Origin of the sequence: Mycobacterium parascrofulaceum ATCC BAA-614 (assembly GCF_000164135.1) — a bacterium.
Taxonomy (GTDB): Bacteria; Actinomycetota; Actinomycetes; order Mycobacteriales; family Mycobacteriaceae; genus Mycobacterium; species Mycobacterium parascrofulaceum.
Genome location: NZ_GG770558.1, coordinates 195,033 through 212,301, shown reverse-complemented (window position 1 = coordinate 212,301; position 17,269 = coordinate 195,033). Strand labels below are relative to the sequence as shown.

Below are 17,269 nucleotides of genomic sequence, written 5' to 3'. Positions count from 1 at the left end.
GCGCCGCGACTCGTCATCACGCCCCATGCCCTTTGGCCCCCGCGACGGGACCGAACGGCCCTATCGAACATGTCGCCGGGCGCGGAGCCTTGGGATACACGGCTCCTCACAAGGCAGGTCAGGCATGTTCAAACACGTTCACCCGCAGTTGGGTGGTGCGATCGTCGCCGCGGTGACCCTCGTCGCCGCCGGGACGGCTGCGACCGGGACGGCCAACGCCGCCTACCCCGGCGTCGTCGAGTGGTATGCACAGGCCCAAGAGCACTTCACCAACACGGCCAAGTCCATGCAGGCGGTGGTCGACGCGATCAAAGCCAACGACATCGACGCCCTCCGGTCGGCATGCTCGGCGGTCCACGACGAACAAACCATCGGCCTGCAGGCCCACCTGCCTACGCCGGACCCGGCCCTGACCAAGGCACTGCAAGCCGAAATCGATGACTTTCACACCGCGACGCACATCTGCATGTCGCTTGGGCCCAACAGCACCCCGGCCGATCTGGATCAGGCGGACGCGTTCACGCAGCAGGCAATTGACGACCTGAAGACGGTCAACGACATCCTGGTCGAAGACCTCAGTTGAGACCTAGCGGGCTAGCTTCTCACGCAAGCGGCGGTTGACCGGTTCGGGCAGTAGCTCCGAGACGTCGCCGCCGAACAGCGCGACCTCTTTGGCCAGGGACGACGACACGAACGAATACCGCGGTGTCGTCGCGACGAAAAACGTGTCGACGCCGGCGATGTGCTTGTTCATCTGCGCCATCTGCAGCTCGTACTCGAAGTCGGTGCCGGTGCGCAGGCCCTTCACGATGGCGGTCATCCCCTGCGACTTGACGAAGTCGACCACCAGCCCCTGACCGGCCTGCACCCGCAGGTTGGGCAGATGGGTCGTCGACTCGGTGATCATCGCGATCCGCTCGTCGAGGTCGAACATGCCCTTCTTGGCGGGGTTGGCCAGGATCGCCACCACCACCTCGTCGAACTGGGCGGACGCCCGTTCGAAGACGTCGATGTGGCCCAACGTCACCGGATCGAACGACCCCGGGCATACCGCGCCACTCATGACGACAGACGGTACACGCCCGCCTCACAGTCGCTCGGCCATCTCCAGACGGGTGTCGCCGTAGCCGCGCGGCGGCCACGCGGACCAGCCCGCCGGCCAGGTCAGCGGCGCACCGGCGGCCGGGCGCTCCACCACGGCCACGGTTCCCGTGCGCACCCAGCCGTGCGTGGCCAACGCCGCCAGCACGGCTTCCACCTCGGCGGCCGCCACGTCGTAGGGCGGGTCGGCCAGCACGAGGTCGACCGGGTTGGCGGCCCCGGCCGCCAAAACGTTCGCGGCCGCGCCGCGCCGCACCGCGGCCGCACCGGCAAGACCGAGGGCGTCGGCGTTGCGGGCGATGACCGCCGCGCTGCGCGGATCCGATTCCACGAACAGCGCCGAGGCGGCCCCACGCGACAGCGCCTCCAATCCCAATGCGCCCGAACCGGCGTAGAGATCGAGCACCGCGATGCCGGTCAGGTCACGGCGGGCGGTCAGGATGTTGAAGAGCGACTCACGCACGCGATCGGTGGTCGGCCTGGTCCCTCGCGGCGGGACGGCGATGCGCCGGCCGCCGGCCACGCCGCCGATGATCCGGGTCACTGGCGGCCACCTACAGCAGCGTGGACCAATAGTCCCAGAACCGCGCCATGATCATCAGGAACACCGCGGTGAACCACAGCGCGGTGATGGACCACCGCCATTGGTACAGCACCCAGGCCACGCCGCGGCCCCGGCGCTGCAGCGCCGGACGGCAGGCGATCGACGCGACGACGACGAGCAGGGTGATGGTCGCCGCCCAGACCACCATGCAGTACGGGCACAACGCGCCGATGCTGTACAGGCTCTCGTAGATCAGCCAGTGCACGAACGCCGCACCGAGCACGAGCCCCGCCGTCAACCCGATCCAATACCATTGCGGCAAACCCACTTTGGTTACCGCCAGCAGCCCGGTGACCACCACCACGGTGAAGGCCACCAGCCCGAGGAGCGGGTTGGGGAATCCCAGCAGCGACGCTTGCGGCGTGACCATCACCGAACCGCACGACAGGATCGGGTTGAAGTTGCACGACGGCACGTACGCCGGGTCGAGCAAAAGGTCGATCTTCTCCACGGTGAGCGTCGCGGAGGCAACCAGGCCGATCACGCCGGCGATCAGCACCCACCACGCGCTGGGCGCCGGCACGCGCGTCTCGGGACGCGATTCCGGTGTCAGGTCGGCGGTTTGGGCTGACACCGAGGTGGTCACGTGGCCGCGGGGGCCACGGCGCCGTCGATTCCCGGCACGTCGCCCACGATGCTCTTGATCTTGGCGACCAGCGCATCGGGTGTGGAGGGGTCGTAATCGTCGCCGTTGATCTTGATGGTCGGGGTGGCGTTGATCTTCGCGGCCGCGGCCTCCGCCTTGACCTTGTCGATGTACTTGCCGCTGTTGATGCAATCGGGCACCTTGCCCACGACGCCCGCCTCGCGGGCGATTTCGATCAGCCGGGCGTTGTCCGGGAAGCTGGGGCCGCGTTCGCTGGGCTGGAGGTCGGTGGTGAACAGCGCGGTGTGGAACCGGCGGAACGCGTCGATGGATTCGTCGGCCACGCACAGGGCCGCGGCGCCCGCCCGCGACGAATAGTTCTGGTTCCTGGCGTTGTCGAGGATGGACACCATGGAGTAGTCGGCCGCGATGGCGCCCACGTCGATCAGCCTGGATACCGTCGGACCGAACGTGCGCTCGAAGTTGCCGCAGGCCGGGCAGAGGAAGTCCTCGTAGAACGTGACCACGGCCTTGGGGTTGCTGGTCCCGGGCTGGGTGACCAGCTTGCTCGACGTCACCCGCACGGTGTCTCCGGCGCCGATGGCGGCGGTCTTCTTGTGGTGTGTCACCACGATGTAGGAGACCAGCGCAACCAGGAAGATGACGACGACGGCGGTCCCGCCGATCTGCACGAGGCGACCCGATTTACCGTCGGCGGCCTTCATGTCAAAGCGCGGTGGGCGTTTGGATTTGTCGGCCACAGTCTGCGTGATCCTTCGGTACTCGGGTGATCGGTTGCCCTCGGTGGACGTGATTCGTTCGTGGGCGCCTCTAGATTACCGGCGCTGACGGCGCAGCACGTCAGACCCGGCTCAGGTGGGCGCGCAGGGCCGAGATCAGCTCGGTGGTGGCCGCCGCACTGCCGCCGCCGAGCTGGAAGAGGTTGGCGAAGCCGTGCGTCAGCGACCCCATGCACCGCAGGTCGACGGCCGTCCCGGCGGCCTGCAGGGCCGTCGCGTAGTTCTCGCCCTCGTCGCGCAACGGGTCGAAACCGGCGACCGCGATCAGGGCCGGCGCGAGCCCGGCCAAGGACTCGGCCAGCAGCGGCGACACCCGCGGATCGGCCCGATCGACGCCCGATCCCCGCAGGTATTGCGACTCGAACCAATCGATGTCGCGTTTGGTCAGCAAAAAGCCACGCGCGAAGAGCCCCAGGGAGCGGGTCTGCGCGGTGAAGTCGGTCCGCGGATAGATCAGCCACTGCAGGACGGGCGCGGGGGCGCCCTCGTCGCGCGCCTGTTGGCAGACGACGGCGGCCAGGTTGCCACCCGCACTGTCCCCGCCGACCGCGACCCGACCGGCCGCGGCGCCGAGCTCGCCGGCGTGGTCGTAGGCCCACCGGAAGGCGGCGTAGGCGTCCTCGACCGCGGCCGGCGCGGGATGCTCGGGGGCCAGCCGATAGTCGATCGACAACACGTGGATGCCGGCGTCGCGGCAGGTCAACCGGCACAGCGCGTCGTAGGAGTCCAAATCGCCGATCGACCATCCGCCGCCGTGGTAGAAGACCAGCAGGGGCGCGGACGCGCCGTTGGGCGGGCGGTAATGCCGCGCCGGGATCTCACCGCCCGGCCCGGGCAGCGACAGGTCGTCGACGTCGACGTGGATCTGGGGCCCCGGCAGCTCCAGGGAGAGCTGGCGCATCTGAGCGCGGGACGCCCCGGGGTCGTCGTCGACCACCAAACCGTCGATGCCGACGGCACGCAGACCGGAGAGCATGAGCTGAAGCGTGGGGTCCAGCGTGTTGCCGTCGATCGTCACCGAGCGGCCACCGAACAGCGCCCGTTTGGCGGGGGTCGGGATCCACGGAATGACCTTGACGCCGATCATGGAGACCGCGCCCTGCATGCGGCTGGCCAGGCGCATGGGGGTGTGTTTCACGCCGAGATGGAGGTCCGGCGCGGGCACGCTCTTGGTCATGGCCACTCCCTCGAATAAACCGTGCTGACGTTGGGGCGACGGCCGGTCGCTCGTTCCGCCACCGTCTCAGCGGCTCCCGAAAACCACCGAACGGGTGCATTCGGCGCCCCACCGCGTCGCTTGCCGGCCGGGCGGTCGCCGATTCCGGCGTGCGGTGTGACCAACTCTACGTGGTGACGAAAATGCGGTACGCCGACCAGGGCCGAATATCACCGGCCCCGGCGCGGTGTCGCTGAGGTGGTATTTTCCAGCCCGGTAATATCGTGATCCCCAAGCCGGTAACCGCCTCACGGATTGCGAGCAGCTTCGACGTGTTCGATTTCGAAATCACCGCCTCGAACTCAGCGCCGATGCGACGGCGTCGATCTCCTCGCTCGATGGCAACCGGTTCGGTCCACGAACCTTCAATTTCACAGGCAGGTGAATGACATTGGCTGGCGAGTCGGGCGCGGCCGTGCCCTCGATAGCTCTTAACGACGAAAACACGATGCCGGTGCTCGGCCTGGGCGTCGCGGATTTGTCGGAGGACGAGACCGAACGCGCCGTCTCCGCGGCGCTGGAGATGGGCTGCCGGCTGATCGACACCGCCTCCGCCTACGGCAACGAAGCCGCCGTCGGCCGCGCCATCGCGGCCTCGGGGATTCCGCGCGCGGAGTTGTTCGTCACCACCAAACTCGCCACCTCCGACCACGGGTTCCTGCGATCCATGGAGGCCTGCAAGGAGAGCCTGGAACGGCTCGGGCTGGATTATGTCGACCTGTACCTCATTCACTGGCCGGTCCCGGCACGAGGCGAATACGTGAACTCCTTCGGCGGCTTGATCCAGTGCCGCGGCGACGGGCTCGCGCGGTCGATCGGCGTCTCGAACTTCACCGAGCAGCACGTGCTGGACATCATCGACCTGACTTTCGTCACGCCGGCGGTCAACCAGATCGAGCTGCACCCGATGCTCAGCCAGGCCGACGTCCGCAAGACCGACACCGAGCACAACGTCGTCACCCAGGCCTACACGCCGCTGGCGCTCGGCAAGCTGATGGACAACCCCACCGTGACCTCGGTTGCCGGCGAATACGGCAAGACCCCCGCGCAGGTGCTGCTCCGGTGGAACCTGCAGCTAGGCAACGCGGTCGTCTTCCGGTCCGCCAACGCCGAGCACATTTCCGGAAACCTCGACGTGTTCGACTTCGAGTTGGCCGCCGAGCACATGGAGGCGATCAACGGGCTCAACGACGGCACCCGGTTGCGCCCGGATCCCAACACATTCGACGGCGTCTGAGCTCTTAGTCAGCCCGCCGGGCAGGTGCCGGCCGCCTGACGCAGCACACCCGTCGACGGCTGGTCCACCGGCAAGGCATAGCCGCGCAGCACGGCGATGAACTGCATGGCGTACTGGCAGGCAAACGCGGTGTTGGGCGGCATCCATTGTGCGGGCGGCGCGTCGCCCTTGTCCTGATTGGCCGGTCCGTCGACGGCCAGCAGGTTGGCCGGATCGTTGGCGAACCGCAGCCGTTCGTCGGCCGGCCAGGCGTAGGCGCCCATGTCCCAGGCGTAGGCCAGCGGGACGATGTGGTCGATCTGGACCGCCTCGCCGACCCTGGCGCCGCGCTGGAAGGCGATGGTCTTGTTGGTGTAGGGATCGTGCAGCGTGCCGGTCGCCACCGCGTCCGGACACCGTTTGGTCGACACATACGTCTTGTCGACGAGGTCGCGGTTCAGGATGTCGTCGCGGGTGTCGCAGCCGTTGTGTCCCAGCGGGGCGTCGTTATCGTCCGTCCAGGCATCGCCGAAGGCCGCGCGGCGATAGTCGTAGCGATGCAGCCGCAGCGGCACCACGGGAACACCCGCGAGCACATCGGTGCCGGGCTGCACCGTCGGAACGTCGGCGCGCGCGGCGTATTCGTCGGCATGCCTGGTCGCCGAGGAGCCGACCGTCTGATACGCCACCAGCAGCGCGAGCGCCGCGACGGCGGACAACCACAGCAGCACCCTGCGATTCACGACTTGTCCAGGTATTCGATCCGATCCGTGCTGACGAAAGGCACTGCCAGCAAAGCTAATTCGGGGTTGGCGGGATCCTCGGCGTAGGTCCGGACGCAGAAGTCGCGCGCGGCCTCGATGACCTCGCGGTGGTCGGCCAGCGACAGCAGGCGCAGATTGACGGCCCGACCGGACTGGTTGCGGCCCAACACGTCCCCCTCCCGGCGCTCCTTGAGGTCGAGGTCGGCGAGCGCGAACCCGTCCAGGGTTGCGGCGACGGCGGAAAGCCGCCGGCCCGCCGGTGAGGCCGGCGAAACCCAGCTCGCGAGCAGGCACAGGCTGGGATGCCGGCCGCGGCCGATGCGCCCGCGCAGCTGGTGCAGCTGGCTGATCCCGAAGCGGTCGGCGTCCATCACCAGCATCACCGTGGCGTTGGGGACGTCCACCCCGACCTCGATGACGGTGGTGCACACCAGCACGTCGATCTCACCCGCCCGGAAGGCCGCCATCGCGGCGTCCTTCTGCTCGGCGGACAACCGCCCGTGCATCAGCCCCAGCCGCAGGTTCGCCAGCTCGCCCGAACGCAGTCGCGCGTAGAGTCCCTCGGCCGTTTCCGACGGTTTGGCGCTCGGCTCCTCCTTCTCCGGCTCGTCGTTCTCGTCGATCCGGGGCGCCACCACATAGGCCTGGCGGCCCGCGCTGACCTCTTCGGTGATGCGCCGCCAGGCCCGGTCGAGCCAGGCGGGCTTGTCCTTGACGAAGATGACGTTGCTGGTGATCGGCTGGCGCCCGCGCGGAAGTTCACGCAGCGTCGAGGTTTCCAGGTCACCGTAGACGGTGAGCGCGACCGTGCGCGGTATCGGCGTCGCCGTCATCACCAGCAGGTGCGGTGTCACGCCGGGACGAGCCTTGGCGCGCAACTGGTCTCGTTGTTCGACGCCGAACCGGTGCTGCTCGTCGACTACCACCATGCCCAGGTTGTGGAATTCCACCGCGTCCTGCAACAGCGCGTGGGTGCCCACGACGATCCCGGCCTGACCGCTTGCCACCTCGTCCCGGACCTGTTTCTTCTGCGCCGCCGTCATCGAACCGGTGAGCAGCGCGACCCGCGTCGCGTTGTCGGCACCGCCCAGCTGACCGGCCATCGCCAACGGGCCGAGCACGTCGTCGATCGACCGAAGATGTTGCGCGGCAAGCACTTCCGTAGGGGCCAGCAGCGCACACTGGTAGCCGGCGTCCACCAGCTGCAGCATCGCCAGGACCGCGAGGATGGTCTTCCCCGAGCCGACCTCGCCTTGCAGCAGGCGGTTCATCGGCCGGGTGGCCGAGAGCTCCTTCGTGAACACCTCGAGCACCTCGCGTTGTCCGGCGGTCAGCTCGAAGGGCAACCGGGCCATCAATTCCGCGGACAGACCGTCGGGGCGCGGCGGCGCCGGTGGGCCCGATTCCGAGAGCTCGCTGTGCCGGCGGGCGACCAGCGCCCACTGCAGTCCGACGGCCTCGTCGAAGGTCAGGCGCTCGCGTGCCCGCCGCCGGGCCGACTCGTCCTCCGCCAGATGGATGTCGCGCAGCGCCCGGTCCTCGGACACCAGGTCGTACCGGCCGCGCAGCTCGGCGGGCAACGGGTCCGGCACCGGGTCGAGCACGTCGAGCACTTGGCGCACGCACCGGAAGATGTCCCAGCTCTGCACCTTCGTGGTCGCCGGGTAAATGGGAAAGAAGGCCCGCTCGAATGCCTCCATCTGCAGCTCGCCGGAGGTGGCCTGCGAGGCGATGGCGATGTTCTTCAGCGAACTCGTGCCGCGGTTCTTGCCGTCCGGGGAGTCGAGGATGAGGAATGCCGGATGTGTCAGCTGCATGACGTTCTTGAAGAAGCCGACCTCCCCGGACAGCATCACCTTGGCGCCCTTGGTCAGGTCCTTCTTCAGGTAGTTGGCGTTGAAGAAGGTCGCGGTCACCTTGTTGCGGCCGGAGCCGAGGGTGATGCGGTGGCAATCCTTCTTCGGGGTCTTCTTCATCGGCCAGGTCTTGGTTTCGGCGATCGTGTCGACGATCGTGATGTGCTCACCGGCCGGCGGGCGCTGGTCGTCGGCGTCCCAGCGGGTCGCGCCCTCGGTGTAGGTGCGCGGATAGTGGCGCAGCAGATCGTCGACGGTGCGGATGCCCAGTTCCTCGTCGAGCTGATCGGCGGCCTTGGCCCCCACCACGAAGTCCAGGCGATCGCCCAGCGACGCCACGGCTACTCGACCCCGATCAACAGCGCGTCACCGCGATGGCCGGTGCGGTAGGTGACGAGCTCGGTCCCCGGATGGTGGTCGTGCATGTGTTCTTCCAGGACGTCCACCAGTGCCGCGGCATCGTCCTGCGCGTAGACCCCCGCGCCCAGCAGCACCGTCACCAGGTCGCCGCCGGAGGCCAGCAACAGGTCGAGGAGGCCGATCGCCGCCGCGATCGCGTCGGCCGCCACGATCAGCACCTCGTCCCCCGCTATGCCAAGGCCGTCGCCCGGCTGGCAGCGGCCCGCCCAGGTCAACGCGCTCTCGGTCGCGATGCGCACGGAGCCGTGGCGGGCCGCACCGGCCGCGCGGGCCATGGTGTAGCCGTCGTCGACCGCCTGCCGGTCGGTTTCGTGCACGGCCAGCGCTGCAAGCCCCTGCACCATCGATCCCGTCGGTATCGGCACCACGTCGATCCCCCAGCCGATGGCCGCGGTGCACCCCGCCACCAGCTCCTCGGCCGGCACGTAGCCGTTGGGCAGCACCATCACCTGCGCGGCCCCGGTGTCGATCACCGCCCGCATCAGCTGGTGGGCGCTGATGCTGGTGACCGGGTCGCCCACGGCCGCGTCGCGCCGCAGCACGCAGGCGCCCTCGCCGCCGAACAGCTCGGCGGCCCCGTCGCCGTCGACGACGGCGAGCACCGCGCGTTCCCGCGTCCAGCCGCCGGCCGGCAGGCCCGTGGCGCCGGAGCTCAGCGCCGAGATCACGATCCGGCTCAGCCGCCCCGCGGCCAGCCCCGCCTCGACCGCGGCGCCGGCGTCGTCGGTGTGCACGTGCACCGAATAGGTGCGCTCGGCGGACGCCTGCGCGGCCGCGATGCCGACGGAATCACCCAGCTCGCCCAGCCGGTCCCGCAGCGCATCCGCCGCGGCCGCGTCGCAACCGTCCAGCCGGTACATCACCTCGAACTGCGGCGCGGGCCGGTCGGCGGCGCCTTCGGGTTGCGGCGCGCGCGGGGACAGCTCGTACACCGTCCGGGCGGGCGCCTGCCCGGTGACCGTGGTGCGCAGCGCGTCCAGCAGCACCAGCAGCCCGCGCCCGCCGGCGTCCACGGCGCCCGCGTCGGCGAGCACGTCCAACTGTTCGGGCGTCTTCTCCAGCGCGACGACCGCCGCCTCGCCGGCGGCGATGATCGCCGAGGCGAGCCCTTGCCCGGCCTCGGCGCATTCCGTGACAGCCTCGGCGGCCGCCCGCAACACCGAGACGATGGTTCCCGGGATCTCCTCGCCGCCCATCGACGTGATGACCAGGTCGACGCCGCGCCGCAACGACGCCCCGAGGATGGCCGCGTCGACGTGCGCCAGCTCACCGCCGGATTCGGCCGCCGCGACCGCGGTGACGTCGGCGACGCCGCGCAGGATCTGCGAGAGGATCACCCCGGAATTTCCGCGCGCGCCGTTCAGGGCACCGGCCGACATCGCCGCGGCGGCCCGTGCGGCGCAGGCCGGGCCGCCCTCGGAGTTGAGCCCCGCGTTGGCTTCGGCCAGCGCCGAACGCATGGTGAACAGCATGTTGGCGCCGGTGTCGGAGTCGGCAACCGGGAAGACGTTGAGCCGGTTGATCTCGTCGATGTGGGTGATGAGCTCGCTGACGGCGGTGTGCGCCCAGTCCCGCAACGTGACCCCGTCCAGCAGACGTTCCGACGGTCCCAGTGTCACCCACCTCCTCCGCAACCAGCCCCCGGTGGGCGCCAGCGTAGCTCGGCGACTCGCGCGGCGGCTCCCCGTGACCACCACCGACCGCCCACCACCGTCCGGTGGGCGGTCGGTGCCCATTGAGCCTAGCCAGCAGGGGCGACAGCGGCGGTGATCGTTTTGGCGGTTGCCAGGACGATCGCCTATTCTGGTTGGGCCCGGGCCACCCGGGCTGTCCCGGCTACGTGCCAGACCGCCGAGCCGGACCCCCGAGATTTGAGGAGCTTGAACCATGGCCGCTGTGTGCGACATCTGCGGGAAGGGCCCCGGCTTCGGCAAGTCGGTGTCGCACTCCCACCGCCGCACCAGCCGCCGGTGGGACCCCAACGTCCAGACCGTGCACGTCGTCACCCGCCCGGGCGGCAACAGGCAGCGCCTGAACGTCTGCACATCCTGCATCAAGGCCGGCAAGGTCGTCCGGGGCTAGTCCCGGCTAAATCACGGGCTACATCACCGGCTACATCACGACGTGCCCGGCGTCGACGGGGATCGACACGCCCGTCACGTAGCGGGCACGCGGACCGACCAGCCACAGCACCGCCTCGGTCACGTCCTGCGCCTCGACCAACGGCACGTCGGGCAGCAGCATCTGCGAGACGGCCGGGTTCGGGTTCTCCAGCATCCGGTTGACGACGAAGTCGTTGAGGATCATCGGCGTCATGACGCCGCTCGGATGCACCGAGTTGACCCGAATCTTGTGCGGCGCATAGGCATTGGCCGCCGACCGCATCAACCCCACCACGCCGTGCTTGGACGCGGCGTAGGCGAACATCGCCGCGCTGCCGTCGCCGCCGCGGCCGGTCAGCCCCTGCGACGAGCTGACCAGCACGATGGACCCGCCCTGACCCTTGCGGATGATCGACGGCACCGTCGCCAACAACGTGTGCCACACGCCCTTGAGGTTGGTGTCGACGATCGTGTTGAACACCGGTTGGGAATGGGCTTCCGGGTCACCGATCGCCACCACCCCGGCATTGGCGACGACGATGTCGACCTCCCCCAGCTCGTCGATTCCGCGTTGCACCGCGTCCTCCAATTGCTGCAGGTCGCGGACGTCGGCGACGACGGTCACCGCCTTGCGGCCCGCGGCTTCGACCAGCCGCGCGGTCTCGTCGAGATCCGATTTGGTCCCCAGCGGGTAGGGGATCGCGTCGATATCGGTGCAGATGTCCACCGCGATGATGTCGGCACCCTGTTCGGCGAAGGCCACCGCGTGACTGCGGCCCTGGCCGCGCGCCGCGCCGGTGATCACGGCGACCTTGTTGTTGAGTTCACCCATGGCTACACCTCCAGCTTCGTGCCGGTCTCGTGTTCGGCGAAGGCCACCAGGCGGGCGGCCGCGTCGTAGTCGCAGGCGACCGGCGACCGGCCGATCAGCACCGGCCCGCCGCGCAGGCCGAACCTACCGGTGACGCCGACGTAGCTGCCCGGCGGCAGCGGTTCGCTGATGCAGTACAGCGTGGGCGCCGCGCCCTCGTCGATGTCGTTGGCCAGCCGGTCGGCCACCACCTTGACCACCTTGTGCGCCAGCGCCATCAGCGGCGAGTCCCCGAGCTGCGACAGGTTCGACGCCACCCAACCCGGGTGGGTGAGCTGGGTGACCACCGGCGATCCGGCCGCACGCAGCCTGCGGTCCAGCTCCAGGCCCCAGAGCATGACCGCGAGTTTGGACTGCGCGTACGCGCCCAGCCGGGTCCACTTGTGCCGGCGCAGGTGCAGGTCGTCCAGGTGCAGCGTCGCGGATCGGTGCGCGTCGGAGCCGACGTTGATGATCTGCGAGCGCACCCTGGGCAGCAGCAGGTTGGTGAGGGCGAACGGGCCGAGCAGGTTGGTGCCCAGCGTCATCTCGAATCCGTCGACCGTGTCGGTGCGCCGGTCCGTCAGGGCGCCGGCGTTGTTGACCAGGATGTCGACGTCGTCGTCGATCGAATCCGCGAAGGCGCGCACCGACGTCAGGTCGGCGAGGTCGACCCTGGCCACCGCGGTGGAGCCGCCCATCGCAGAAATTTCAGTGGCGCGTTGCTCGCCCAGCTCGGTGTTGCGCACCGCCAAAATCACGTGCGCACCGGCTTTGGTCAGTGCGCGGGCCGTGCCCAGCCCCACGCCGTTGGTCGCTCCGGTCACCACGATTCGCTTGCCGGTCAGGTTGCCGAGCCGATCCGGGGTCCAAGTTAAGGTCACGGCGATCAAGAGTAATGGTCGGTTCTATGTAAATTCGGCCGGTTCTGCCACCATTGTTCGCGGAAGCGGAGAAGACGGGTTCGACAGGTGGTCCCATGAGTGACAGCGCGCGCGAAATCACGAACCTGATCTACACCTACGCCGAGCTTCTCGATGGCGGCGACCTGGACGGGGTGGCCCGGCTCTTCGAGCACGGCCGCATCTGCGGCGTCGAGGACGGTCCACCGGAGACGGTGTTCGCCGGGGCCGCCCGGGTGCGCGAGATGTACGACATGGCCACGCGCATCTACGAGGACGGCACGCCCAAGACTAAACACAACACGACCAATGTGCAGCTGCACATCGACGAGGCCGCGGGGATCGCGCGCAGCACGTCCTATTACTGCGTCACCCAGGCCACCCCCGACCTGCCGTTGCAGGTGATCGTGACCGGGCACTACAAGGACACGTTCGCGCGGGTGGACGGCGCCTGGCGGTTCGACACCCGCACCATGTTCGTCGACCAGGTCGGCGACGTCAGCCAGCACCTGAAGTTCTGAGCGCGTGCCGGCCTCGAGCCCGTCGGGCGGCGCCTTCGACCCGGCCGCCGTCATGGCCGAGGCCCGTCGCAAGGAGGCGCTCACCGACTGGGGCCCGGGCGAATTCGAGGGCCCGCTGCGGGTGCTGCTGGCCGACTACGCGCGCGCCGACCTCAACGCGGTCGGGGTGCACATCCTGCGCTCGGGCATCGTGCACAGCCTGCGCATGCGGCTCCGCGCCCAAGAATGGATCCGCCGCCGCCCGGAAATCCTCGACGAACGCGTCGCCGCGCCGATCGTCGTCGTCGGGATGATGCGCAGCGGGACGACGCTGCTGCAGCGATTGCTGGCCGCCGACCGGCGGTTCGTCTGCGCCTACGGCTGGGAGGTCGTGGAGGTCGCGCCCCGGCTCGACCATCGGTTCAGCGGTGCGGACCCCCGGATCGCCATCAGCCAAGCGCGCGAAGCGAAATCCCGCGAGCTGGCGCCGGAGCTGTTTGCCATCCATCCGATGTATGCCACCGAGGCCGAGGAGGAGATCGTCTTCCTGGCCGACGCGTTCCTGTCCCACGTGCCCGAATCCGGCGCCCCCGTTCCGGATTACCGGTCCTGGCTGGACGACCAGGACTTCTCCCCCGCCTACGATTACCTGCACCGCATGCTGCAATTCCTGCAGTGGCAGAAGCGCCGCCGCGGCGCCGTGGGGCAACGCTGGGTGCTCAAATCGCCTGCGCATCTCGGATATTTGGATCTGTTGCGGGCGCGATTCCCCGATCTGCACATCGTGCACATGCATCGCGATCCGCGCGCCACGATCGCCTCCGGAGCCAGCCTGAACGCCACCCTGCACACGATGCACGCCGACGCCGTGGACGTCCACCGGGTGGGCGCGGAATGGTTGCAGCGGATGGGCTGGACCAACGACCGGGCGATGGCTGTGCGCGACGGATGGCCGGACGACGGGGGCCGGGTCACCGACATCGGGTTCGACGCCGCGGTGGCCGACCCGATCGGCCAGGTGGCCCGCGTGTATGACGCTGTCGGACTTCCGCTGACGGCCGGGGCGAAGGACGCGATGCGGCGCTGGCTCGACGGGCGCCCGCGCGAGGCGGCGCGCCCCGCCTATGGCTTGCCGGCCTACGGCCTGCGCCCGGAGCAGGTCGACGAACGATTCACCTTGTACAACAAGCGTTTTGGACAGCAAATCGGAGGAACAGCGCATGCCTGACGATCCCGTCGCGACGGTATCCCAGCACGAACAGGAACTGGCCGCACTCGACCTGATCGAGCACCCGACCGTCAAGGCCGCCTATCGAACCGTGGCCGAGACCTGGCTGGGGCGGGCCAAGGCGTCGGAGGCGATGCGTGAGCGGTTCGACGACGCGTTCGCGGAGGTGATGTTCTCGGCGGCGGTGTGGTCGTCCAATCAGGACAAGCTGCGGCCGAAGGTCAGTTGCATCACCCGGCTGGCGCACCCCGTCGACGGCCGTCGAATCCCCGGATCACGTTGGGGCATCGACAATCCCGACAGCGTCTACCGGGTGATCCCGATCTCGGGCGACGAACGCTACGAGATCCACGGCCGGGTGGGCGAACACCGCATGACCGAGAACTACTTCACGCTGTGGGACGCCCACATGGGCACCGTCGACGTCCTCAACGGCCGCACCATGCAGGTCGACCCCGACGGCAGCTTCACCATCACGGTCGACGCCGAACCGGCCGGCGGCCGGCCCAACCACGTGCGGACCACTCCCGAAGCGCACGAGTTCTACATCCGCGACGTGCTGCTGGACTGGAGCCGTGACGACCCCAATCACCTTGAGGTGCAACGGCTCGGGGGCCCGCCGGCGACGCCGGCACGCACGCTCGACGAGCAGGCCGAGGCCACCGCGGCGATGATGGACTACTTCGCCAACTTCACCGGCAAGCTCAGCCACGGCGTGTACAAGATGCCGCCCAACCACTTCGACCTGGCCTGGTCGGCCGACAAGGTCGGCGCGATGCGCAACCAGGTCTACGTCATGGGCCGCTTCGACCTGGCGCCCGACGAGGCGTTCGTCGTGGACCTGCGCGACGGTGGCGCCGAGTACTTCACCGTGCCGCTGAGCAATATCTGGGGCACCACGCTGAACATCCTCGACCGCACCGGCAGCCTCAACAAGGCGCAGTCGGTCGCCAACGAGGACGGCGGCTACACCTACGTGATCGCGCCGACCGATCCCGGCGTGGCCAACTGGATCGACTCCGACGGCCTGCGTGAGGGCATCCTGACCCTCCGCATGGCGGAGTTCGGGGAGGCGGGCCCGCGCGAAGACCTGGGGGCGCGCGGGCGGGTGGTCAAGCTGGACCGGCTCGACGCCGAGGTGCCGCACCTGCCGCGGGTGGATCCGGGGGCCCGGGCCGCCCAGCTCGCCGACCGACGCGCCGCGTATCTGCGGCGCCTGCCGGAAGGGGTGGCCTGAGATGGCGCGCTGGCTGATCACCGGATGCTCCACCGGCTTCGGCCGCGAAATCGCCGGCGCGGCACTGGCAGCGGGCCACGACGCGGTGGTGACCGCGCGGCGGGCCGACGCGGTGCGGGATTTCGCCGAGGAGTTCGGCGACCGGGCGCTGGCCGTCGCACTCGACGTCACCGACGCCGGGCAGATCGCGGCGGCGCTGTCGGCGGCCGAGGCGGCCTTCGGCGGCGTCGACGTCCTGGTCAACAACGCCGGCCACGGCTACCTGTCGGCGGTGGAGGAAGGCGAGGACGCCGAGGTTCGAAAGCTGTTCGAGGTCAACTACTTCGGCGCGGTCAACATGATCAAGGCGGTGCTGCCGGGCATGCGTGCCCGCGGCTCCGGGCACATCATCAACATGTCGTCGATGACCGGCTTGGTCGCCAACCCGCCCAACGCGTATTACTCGTCGACGAAGTTCGCGCTCGAGGCGATCACCGAGGCGCTGGCCACCGAGGTACGCCCGCTGGGCATCAAGGTGACCGCGATCGAGCCCGGCGCGTTCCGCACCGACTGGGCTACGCGCTCGATGAAGGAGTCCGGCACCCCGATCGCCGACTACGTCGACGTGGCGGCGCGCAAGGACCTGATCAAACAGTTCGCCGACCATCTCCCCGGCGATCCGAAGAAGGTTGCCGAGGCGGTGCTGATGGTGACCACCCTCGACGAGCCGCCGTTGCGGCTACTGCTGGGCCGCGACGTGCTCAAGGCGATGCGCGACAAGATCGCCGCGCTGTCAGCGTCGATCGAGGAGTGGAAATCGGTCACCAAGGACGTCAACTTCGAGGGCTCGTAGGTCACTCGTCGAGGAACACGACGTGCTGGTCCACGGCGTCGCGCCCGATGCGCAGCCTGTTGGCGGGAAATTCGGGGTCGGAGTACCCGATCGCCAGGCCGCACAAGATGTTCAGCTCGGGTGGGATGTTCAGCTGCTCCCGAACGACGTCGGGATAGCCGGCGATCGCCACCTGCACGCAGGTGCCCAACCCGCGCGCGGTCAAGGCCAGCAACAGCGTCTGCAGGAACATGCCGACGCCCATGCTGTCGGCGTAGCCGAGCTCGCGGTGCATGCACACGATGCCGCCCAGCGGGGCGCGGAAGAACTCCCAGTTGCGCAGCACGGCGGTGCGCCGCGCCGCGCTGTCGTGGCGGGCGATGCCCATCGAGCCGTACACCTGCGCGCCGGTGTCGCTGCGGAAATGGGCGAACGCGGCGGGCAATTCCGGGACCTTCGGCGGTTCGGCGCGCGCCCTTTCCAGCATCGCGGCCACCAACCGGTCCCGGGCCGGTCCGGAGACGAACACCATGTGCCATGGCTGCACGTTCGAGTTCGACGGCGCCCGGATGGCCAGCTCCAGCGATTCCTCCACCAGATGGCGCGGCACCGGGTCGGGCAGGAACAGCCGGCTGGAGTGCCGCTGCCGGATGGCTTCCTCCAAGTCGTACATAGCCCCATGCTCTCAGGCGCCCAGCCCGGCCCACATCGCGCAGCCCGGCGCCGAGCGTCACACCAGCGTGGCAGCCGGCGCCGAGCGTCACGCCAGCGTGACCTCCGGACGGCCCGTCAAACGGGGTCGTCGTCGGTGTCGCTGAGGAATCTGTCGGGATGGTGATAGCTGTTGGTGCGGGGTTGGCCGCGGTCCAAGTGGGGTGGGGGGATCCATTCGGTTTCGCCGCGGGCGTTGGTGCGGGTGGTCCAGCCTGTTTCGGCGAGGCGGTTGTCGGGTCCGCAGGCCAGGGTGAGGTCGTCGATGTCGGTGCGTCGGGTGGCTTGCCAGCCGCGGACGTGATGGACCTGGCTGTGGTAGGCCGGTGCATCGCAACCGGGCTTGGTGCACCCGCGGTCCTTCG

At 69.1% G+C, this 17,269-nt stretch carries 19 protein-coding genes; 7 read left to right on the top strand and 12 right to left on the bottom strand.

Annotation, left to right across the window (positions count from 1 at the left end):
* Positions 1-124 precede the first annotated feature (124 nt).
* Positions 125-583, top strand: a complete 459-nt coding sequence (locus HMPREF0591_RS33260) for a hypothetical protein (RefSeq protein ID WP_007171356.1) — start codon at positions 125-127, stop codon at positions 581-583.
* A gap of 3 nt (positions 584-586) precedes the next feature.
* On the opposite strand, the gene coaD is transcribed toward HMPREF0591_RS33260, so the two are convergent.
* The 5 genes from coaD to HMPREF0591_RS24300 form a co-directional block, all read right to left on the bottom strand.
* On the bottom strand, positions 587-1,063 hold the full coding sequence (gene coaD / locus HMPREF0591_RS24320; protein WP_007171355.1) for a pantetheine-phosphate adenylyltransferase: 477 nt from the start codon (positions 1,061-1,063) through the stop codon (positions 587-589).
* A gap of 24 nt (positions 1,064-1,087) precedes the next feature.
* A complete protein-coding gene (gene rsmD, locus HMPREF0591_RS24315; protein ID WP_007171354.1) occupies positions 1,088-1,645 on the bottom strand; it encodes a 16S rRNA (guanine(966)-N(2))-methyltransferase RsmD in 558 nt (185 codons plus the stop codon).
* A gap of 10 nt (positions 1,646-1,655) precedes the next feature.
* A complete protein-coding gene (locus HMPREF0591_RS24310) occupies positions 1,656-2,279 on the bottom strand; it encodes a vitamin K epoxide reductase family protein (protein WP_425270246.1) in 624 nt (207 codons plus the stop codon).
* 8 nt (positions 2,280-2,287) lie between these two features.
* Positions 2,288-3,052, bottom strand: coding sequence for a DsbA family protein (locus tag HMPREF0591_RS24305; protein WP_007171352.1), 765 nt, complete (start codon positions 3,050-3,052; stop codon positions 2,288-2,290).
* 100 nt (positions 3,053-3,152) lie between these two features.
* Complete coding sequence (locus HMPREF0591_RS24300; protein ID WP_007171351.1) at positions 3,153-4,268, bottom strand: alpha/beta hydrolase; 1,116 nt, start codon at positions 4,266-4,268, stop codon at positions 3,153-3,155.
* A 430-nt stretch (positions 4,269-4,698) separates the two neighbouring features.
* Here HMPREF0591_RS24300 and HMPREF0591_RS24295 point away from each other — a divergent pair, with 430 nt between their 5' ends.
* On the top strand, positions 4,699-5,544 hold the full coding sequence (locus HMPREF0591_RS24295; RefSeq protein WP_167310185.1) for an aldo/keto reductase: 846 nt from the start codon (positions 4,699-4,701) through the stop codon (positions 5,542-5,544).
* Positions 5,545-5,552: 8 nt separating this feature from the next.
* Here HMPREF0591_RS24295 and HMPREF0591_RS24290 read toward each other — a convergent pair whose 3' ends face one another.
* The 3 genes from HMPREF0591_RS24290 to HMPREF0591_RS24280 are packed head-to-tail and all read right to left on the bottom strand — an operon-like array spanning position 5,553 to position 10,176.
* Complete coding sequence (locus tag HMPREF0591_RS24290) at positions 5,553-6,266, bottom strand: HNH endonuclease family protein (protein WP_007171348.1); 714 nt, start codon at positions 6,264-6,266, stop codon at positions 5,553-5,555.
* The gene (gene recG / locus HMPREF0591_RS24285; protein ID WP_007171347.1) at positions 6,263-8,482 is read right to left on the bottom strand and encodes an ATP-dependent DNA helicase RecG; all 2,220 of its coding nucleotides are present in this window, start codon (positions 8,480-8,482) and stop codon (positions 6,263-6,265) included. Before recG ends, HMPREF0591_RS24290 begins: the two co-directional genes overlap by 4 nt.
* A gap of 2 nt (positions 8,483-8,484) precedes the next feature.
* Positions 8,485-10,176: a DAK2 domain-containing protein gene (locus HMPREF0591_RS24280; RefSeq protein ID WP_040623955.1), complete on the bottom strand. Its 1,692-nt coding sequence runs from the start codon at positions 10,174-10,176 to the stop codon at positions 8,485-8,487.
* Between the two features lie 274 nt (positions 10,177-10,450).
* Here HMPREF0591_RS24280 and rpmB point away from each other — a divergent pair, with 274 nt between their 5' ends.
* Entirely contained in the window at positions 10,451-10,645 is a 195-nt protein-coding gene (rpmB, locus tag HMPREF0591_RS24275) for a 50S ribosomal protein L28 (RefSeq protein WP_007171345.1), read from the top strand.
* 30 nt (positions 10,646-10,675) lie between these two features.
* Here the strand turns inward: rpmB and HMPREF0591_RS24270 are convergent, their stop codons facing one another.
* Together HMPREF0591_RS24270 and HMPREF0591_RS24265 are read right to left on the bottom strand one after the other, a co-directional pair.
* A complete protein-coding gene (locus tag HMPREF0591_RS24270) occupies positions 10,676-11,497 on the bottom strand; it encodes a mycofactocin-coupled SDR family oxidoreductase (RefSeq protein ID WP_007171344.1) in 822 nt (273 codons plus the stop codon).
* Positions 11,498-11,499: 2 nt separating this feature from the next.
* Positions 11,500-12,399, bottom strand: coding sequence for an SDR family NAD(P)-dependent oxidoreductase (locus tag HMPREF0591_RS24265; RefSeq protein WP_040623953.1), 900 nt, complete (start codon positions 12,397-12,399; stop codon positions 11,500-11,502).
* 95 nt (positions 12,400-12,494) lie between these two features.
* Between HMPREF0591_RS24265 and HMPREF0591_RS24260 the strand changes: the two genes are divergently transcribed.
* The 4 genes from HMPREF0591_RS24260 to HMPREF0591_RS24245 are packed head-to-tail and all read left to right on the top strand — an operon-like array spanning position 12,495 to position 16,214.
* On the top strand, positions 12,495-12,938 hold the full coding sequence (locus HMPREF0591_RS24260; RefSeq protein ID WP_007171342.1) for a nuclear transport factor 2 family protein: 444 nt from the start codon (positions 12,495-12,497) through the stop codon (positions 12,936-12,938).
* A 52-nt stretch (positions 12,939-12,990) separates the two neighbouring features.
* Positions 12,991-14,145 carry a sulfotransferase family protein gene (locus HMPREF0591_RS24255; protein ID WP_050790137.1) on the top strand — a complete coding sequence of 385 codons (1,155 nt, stop codon included), beginning with the start codon at positions 12,991-12,993 and terminating at the stop codon, positions 14,143-14,145.
* Complete coding sequence (locus tag HMPREF0591_RS24250; protein ID WP_007171340.1) at positions 14,138-15,382, top strand: hypothetical protein; 1,245 nt, start codon at positions 14,138-14,140, stop codon at positions 15,380-15,382. Before HMPREF0591_RS24255 ends, HMPREF0591_RS24250 begins: the two co-directional genes overlap by 8 nt.
* A gap of 1 nt (position 15,383) precedes the next feature.
* Complete coding sequence (locus HMPREF0591_RS24245) at positions 15,384-16,214, top strand: oxidoreductase (protein ID WP_007171339.1); 831 nt, start codon at positions 15,384-15,386, stop codon at positions 16,212-16,214.
* A 1-nt stretch (position 16,215) separates the two neighbouring features.
* Here HMPREF0591_RS24245 and HMPREF0591_RS24240 read toward each other — a convergent pair whose 3' ends face one another.
* Both HMPREF0591_RS24240 and HMPREF0591_RS24235 read right to left on the bottom strand, forming a co-directional pair.
* The gene (locus tag HMPREF0591_RS24240; protein ID WP_007171338.1) at positions 16,216-16,866 is read right to left on the bottom strand and encodes a nitroreductase; all 651 of its coding nucleotides are present in this window, start codon (positions 16,864-16,866) and stop codon (positions 16,216-16,218) included.
* 116 nt (positions 16,867-16,982) lie between these two features.
* A partial coding sequence (locus HMPREF0591_RS24235) for an HNH endonuclease signature motif containing protein (RefSeq protein ID WP_007171337.1) occupies positions 16,983-17,269 on the bottom strand: 287 nt, incomplete at its 5' end.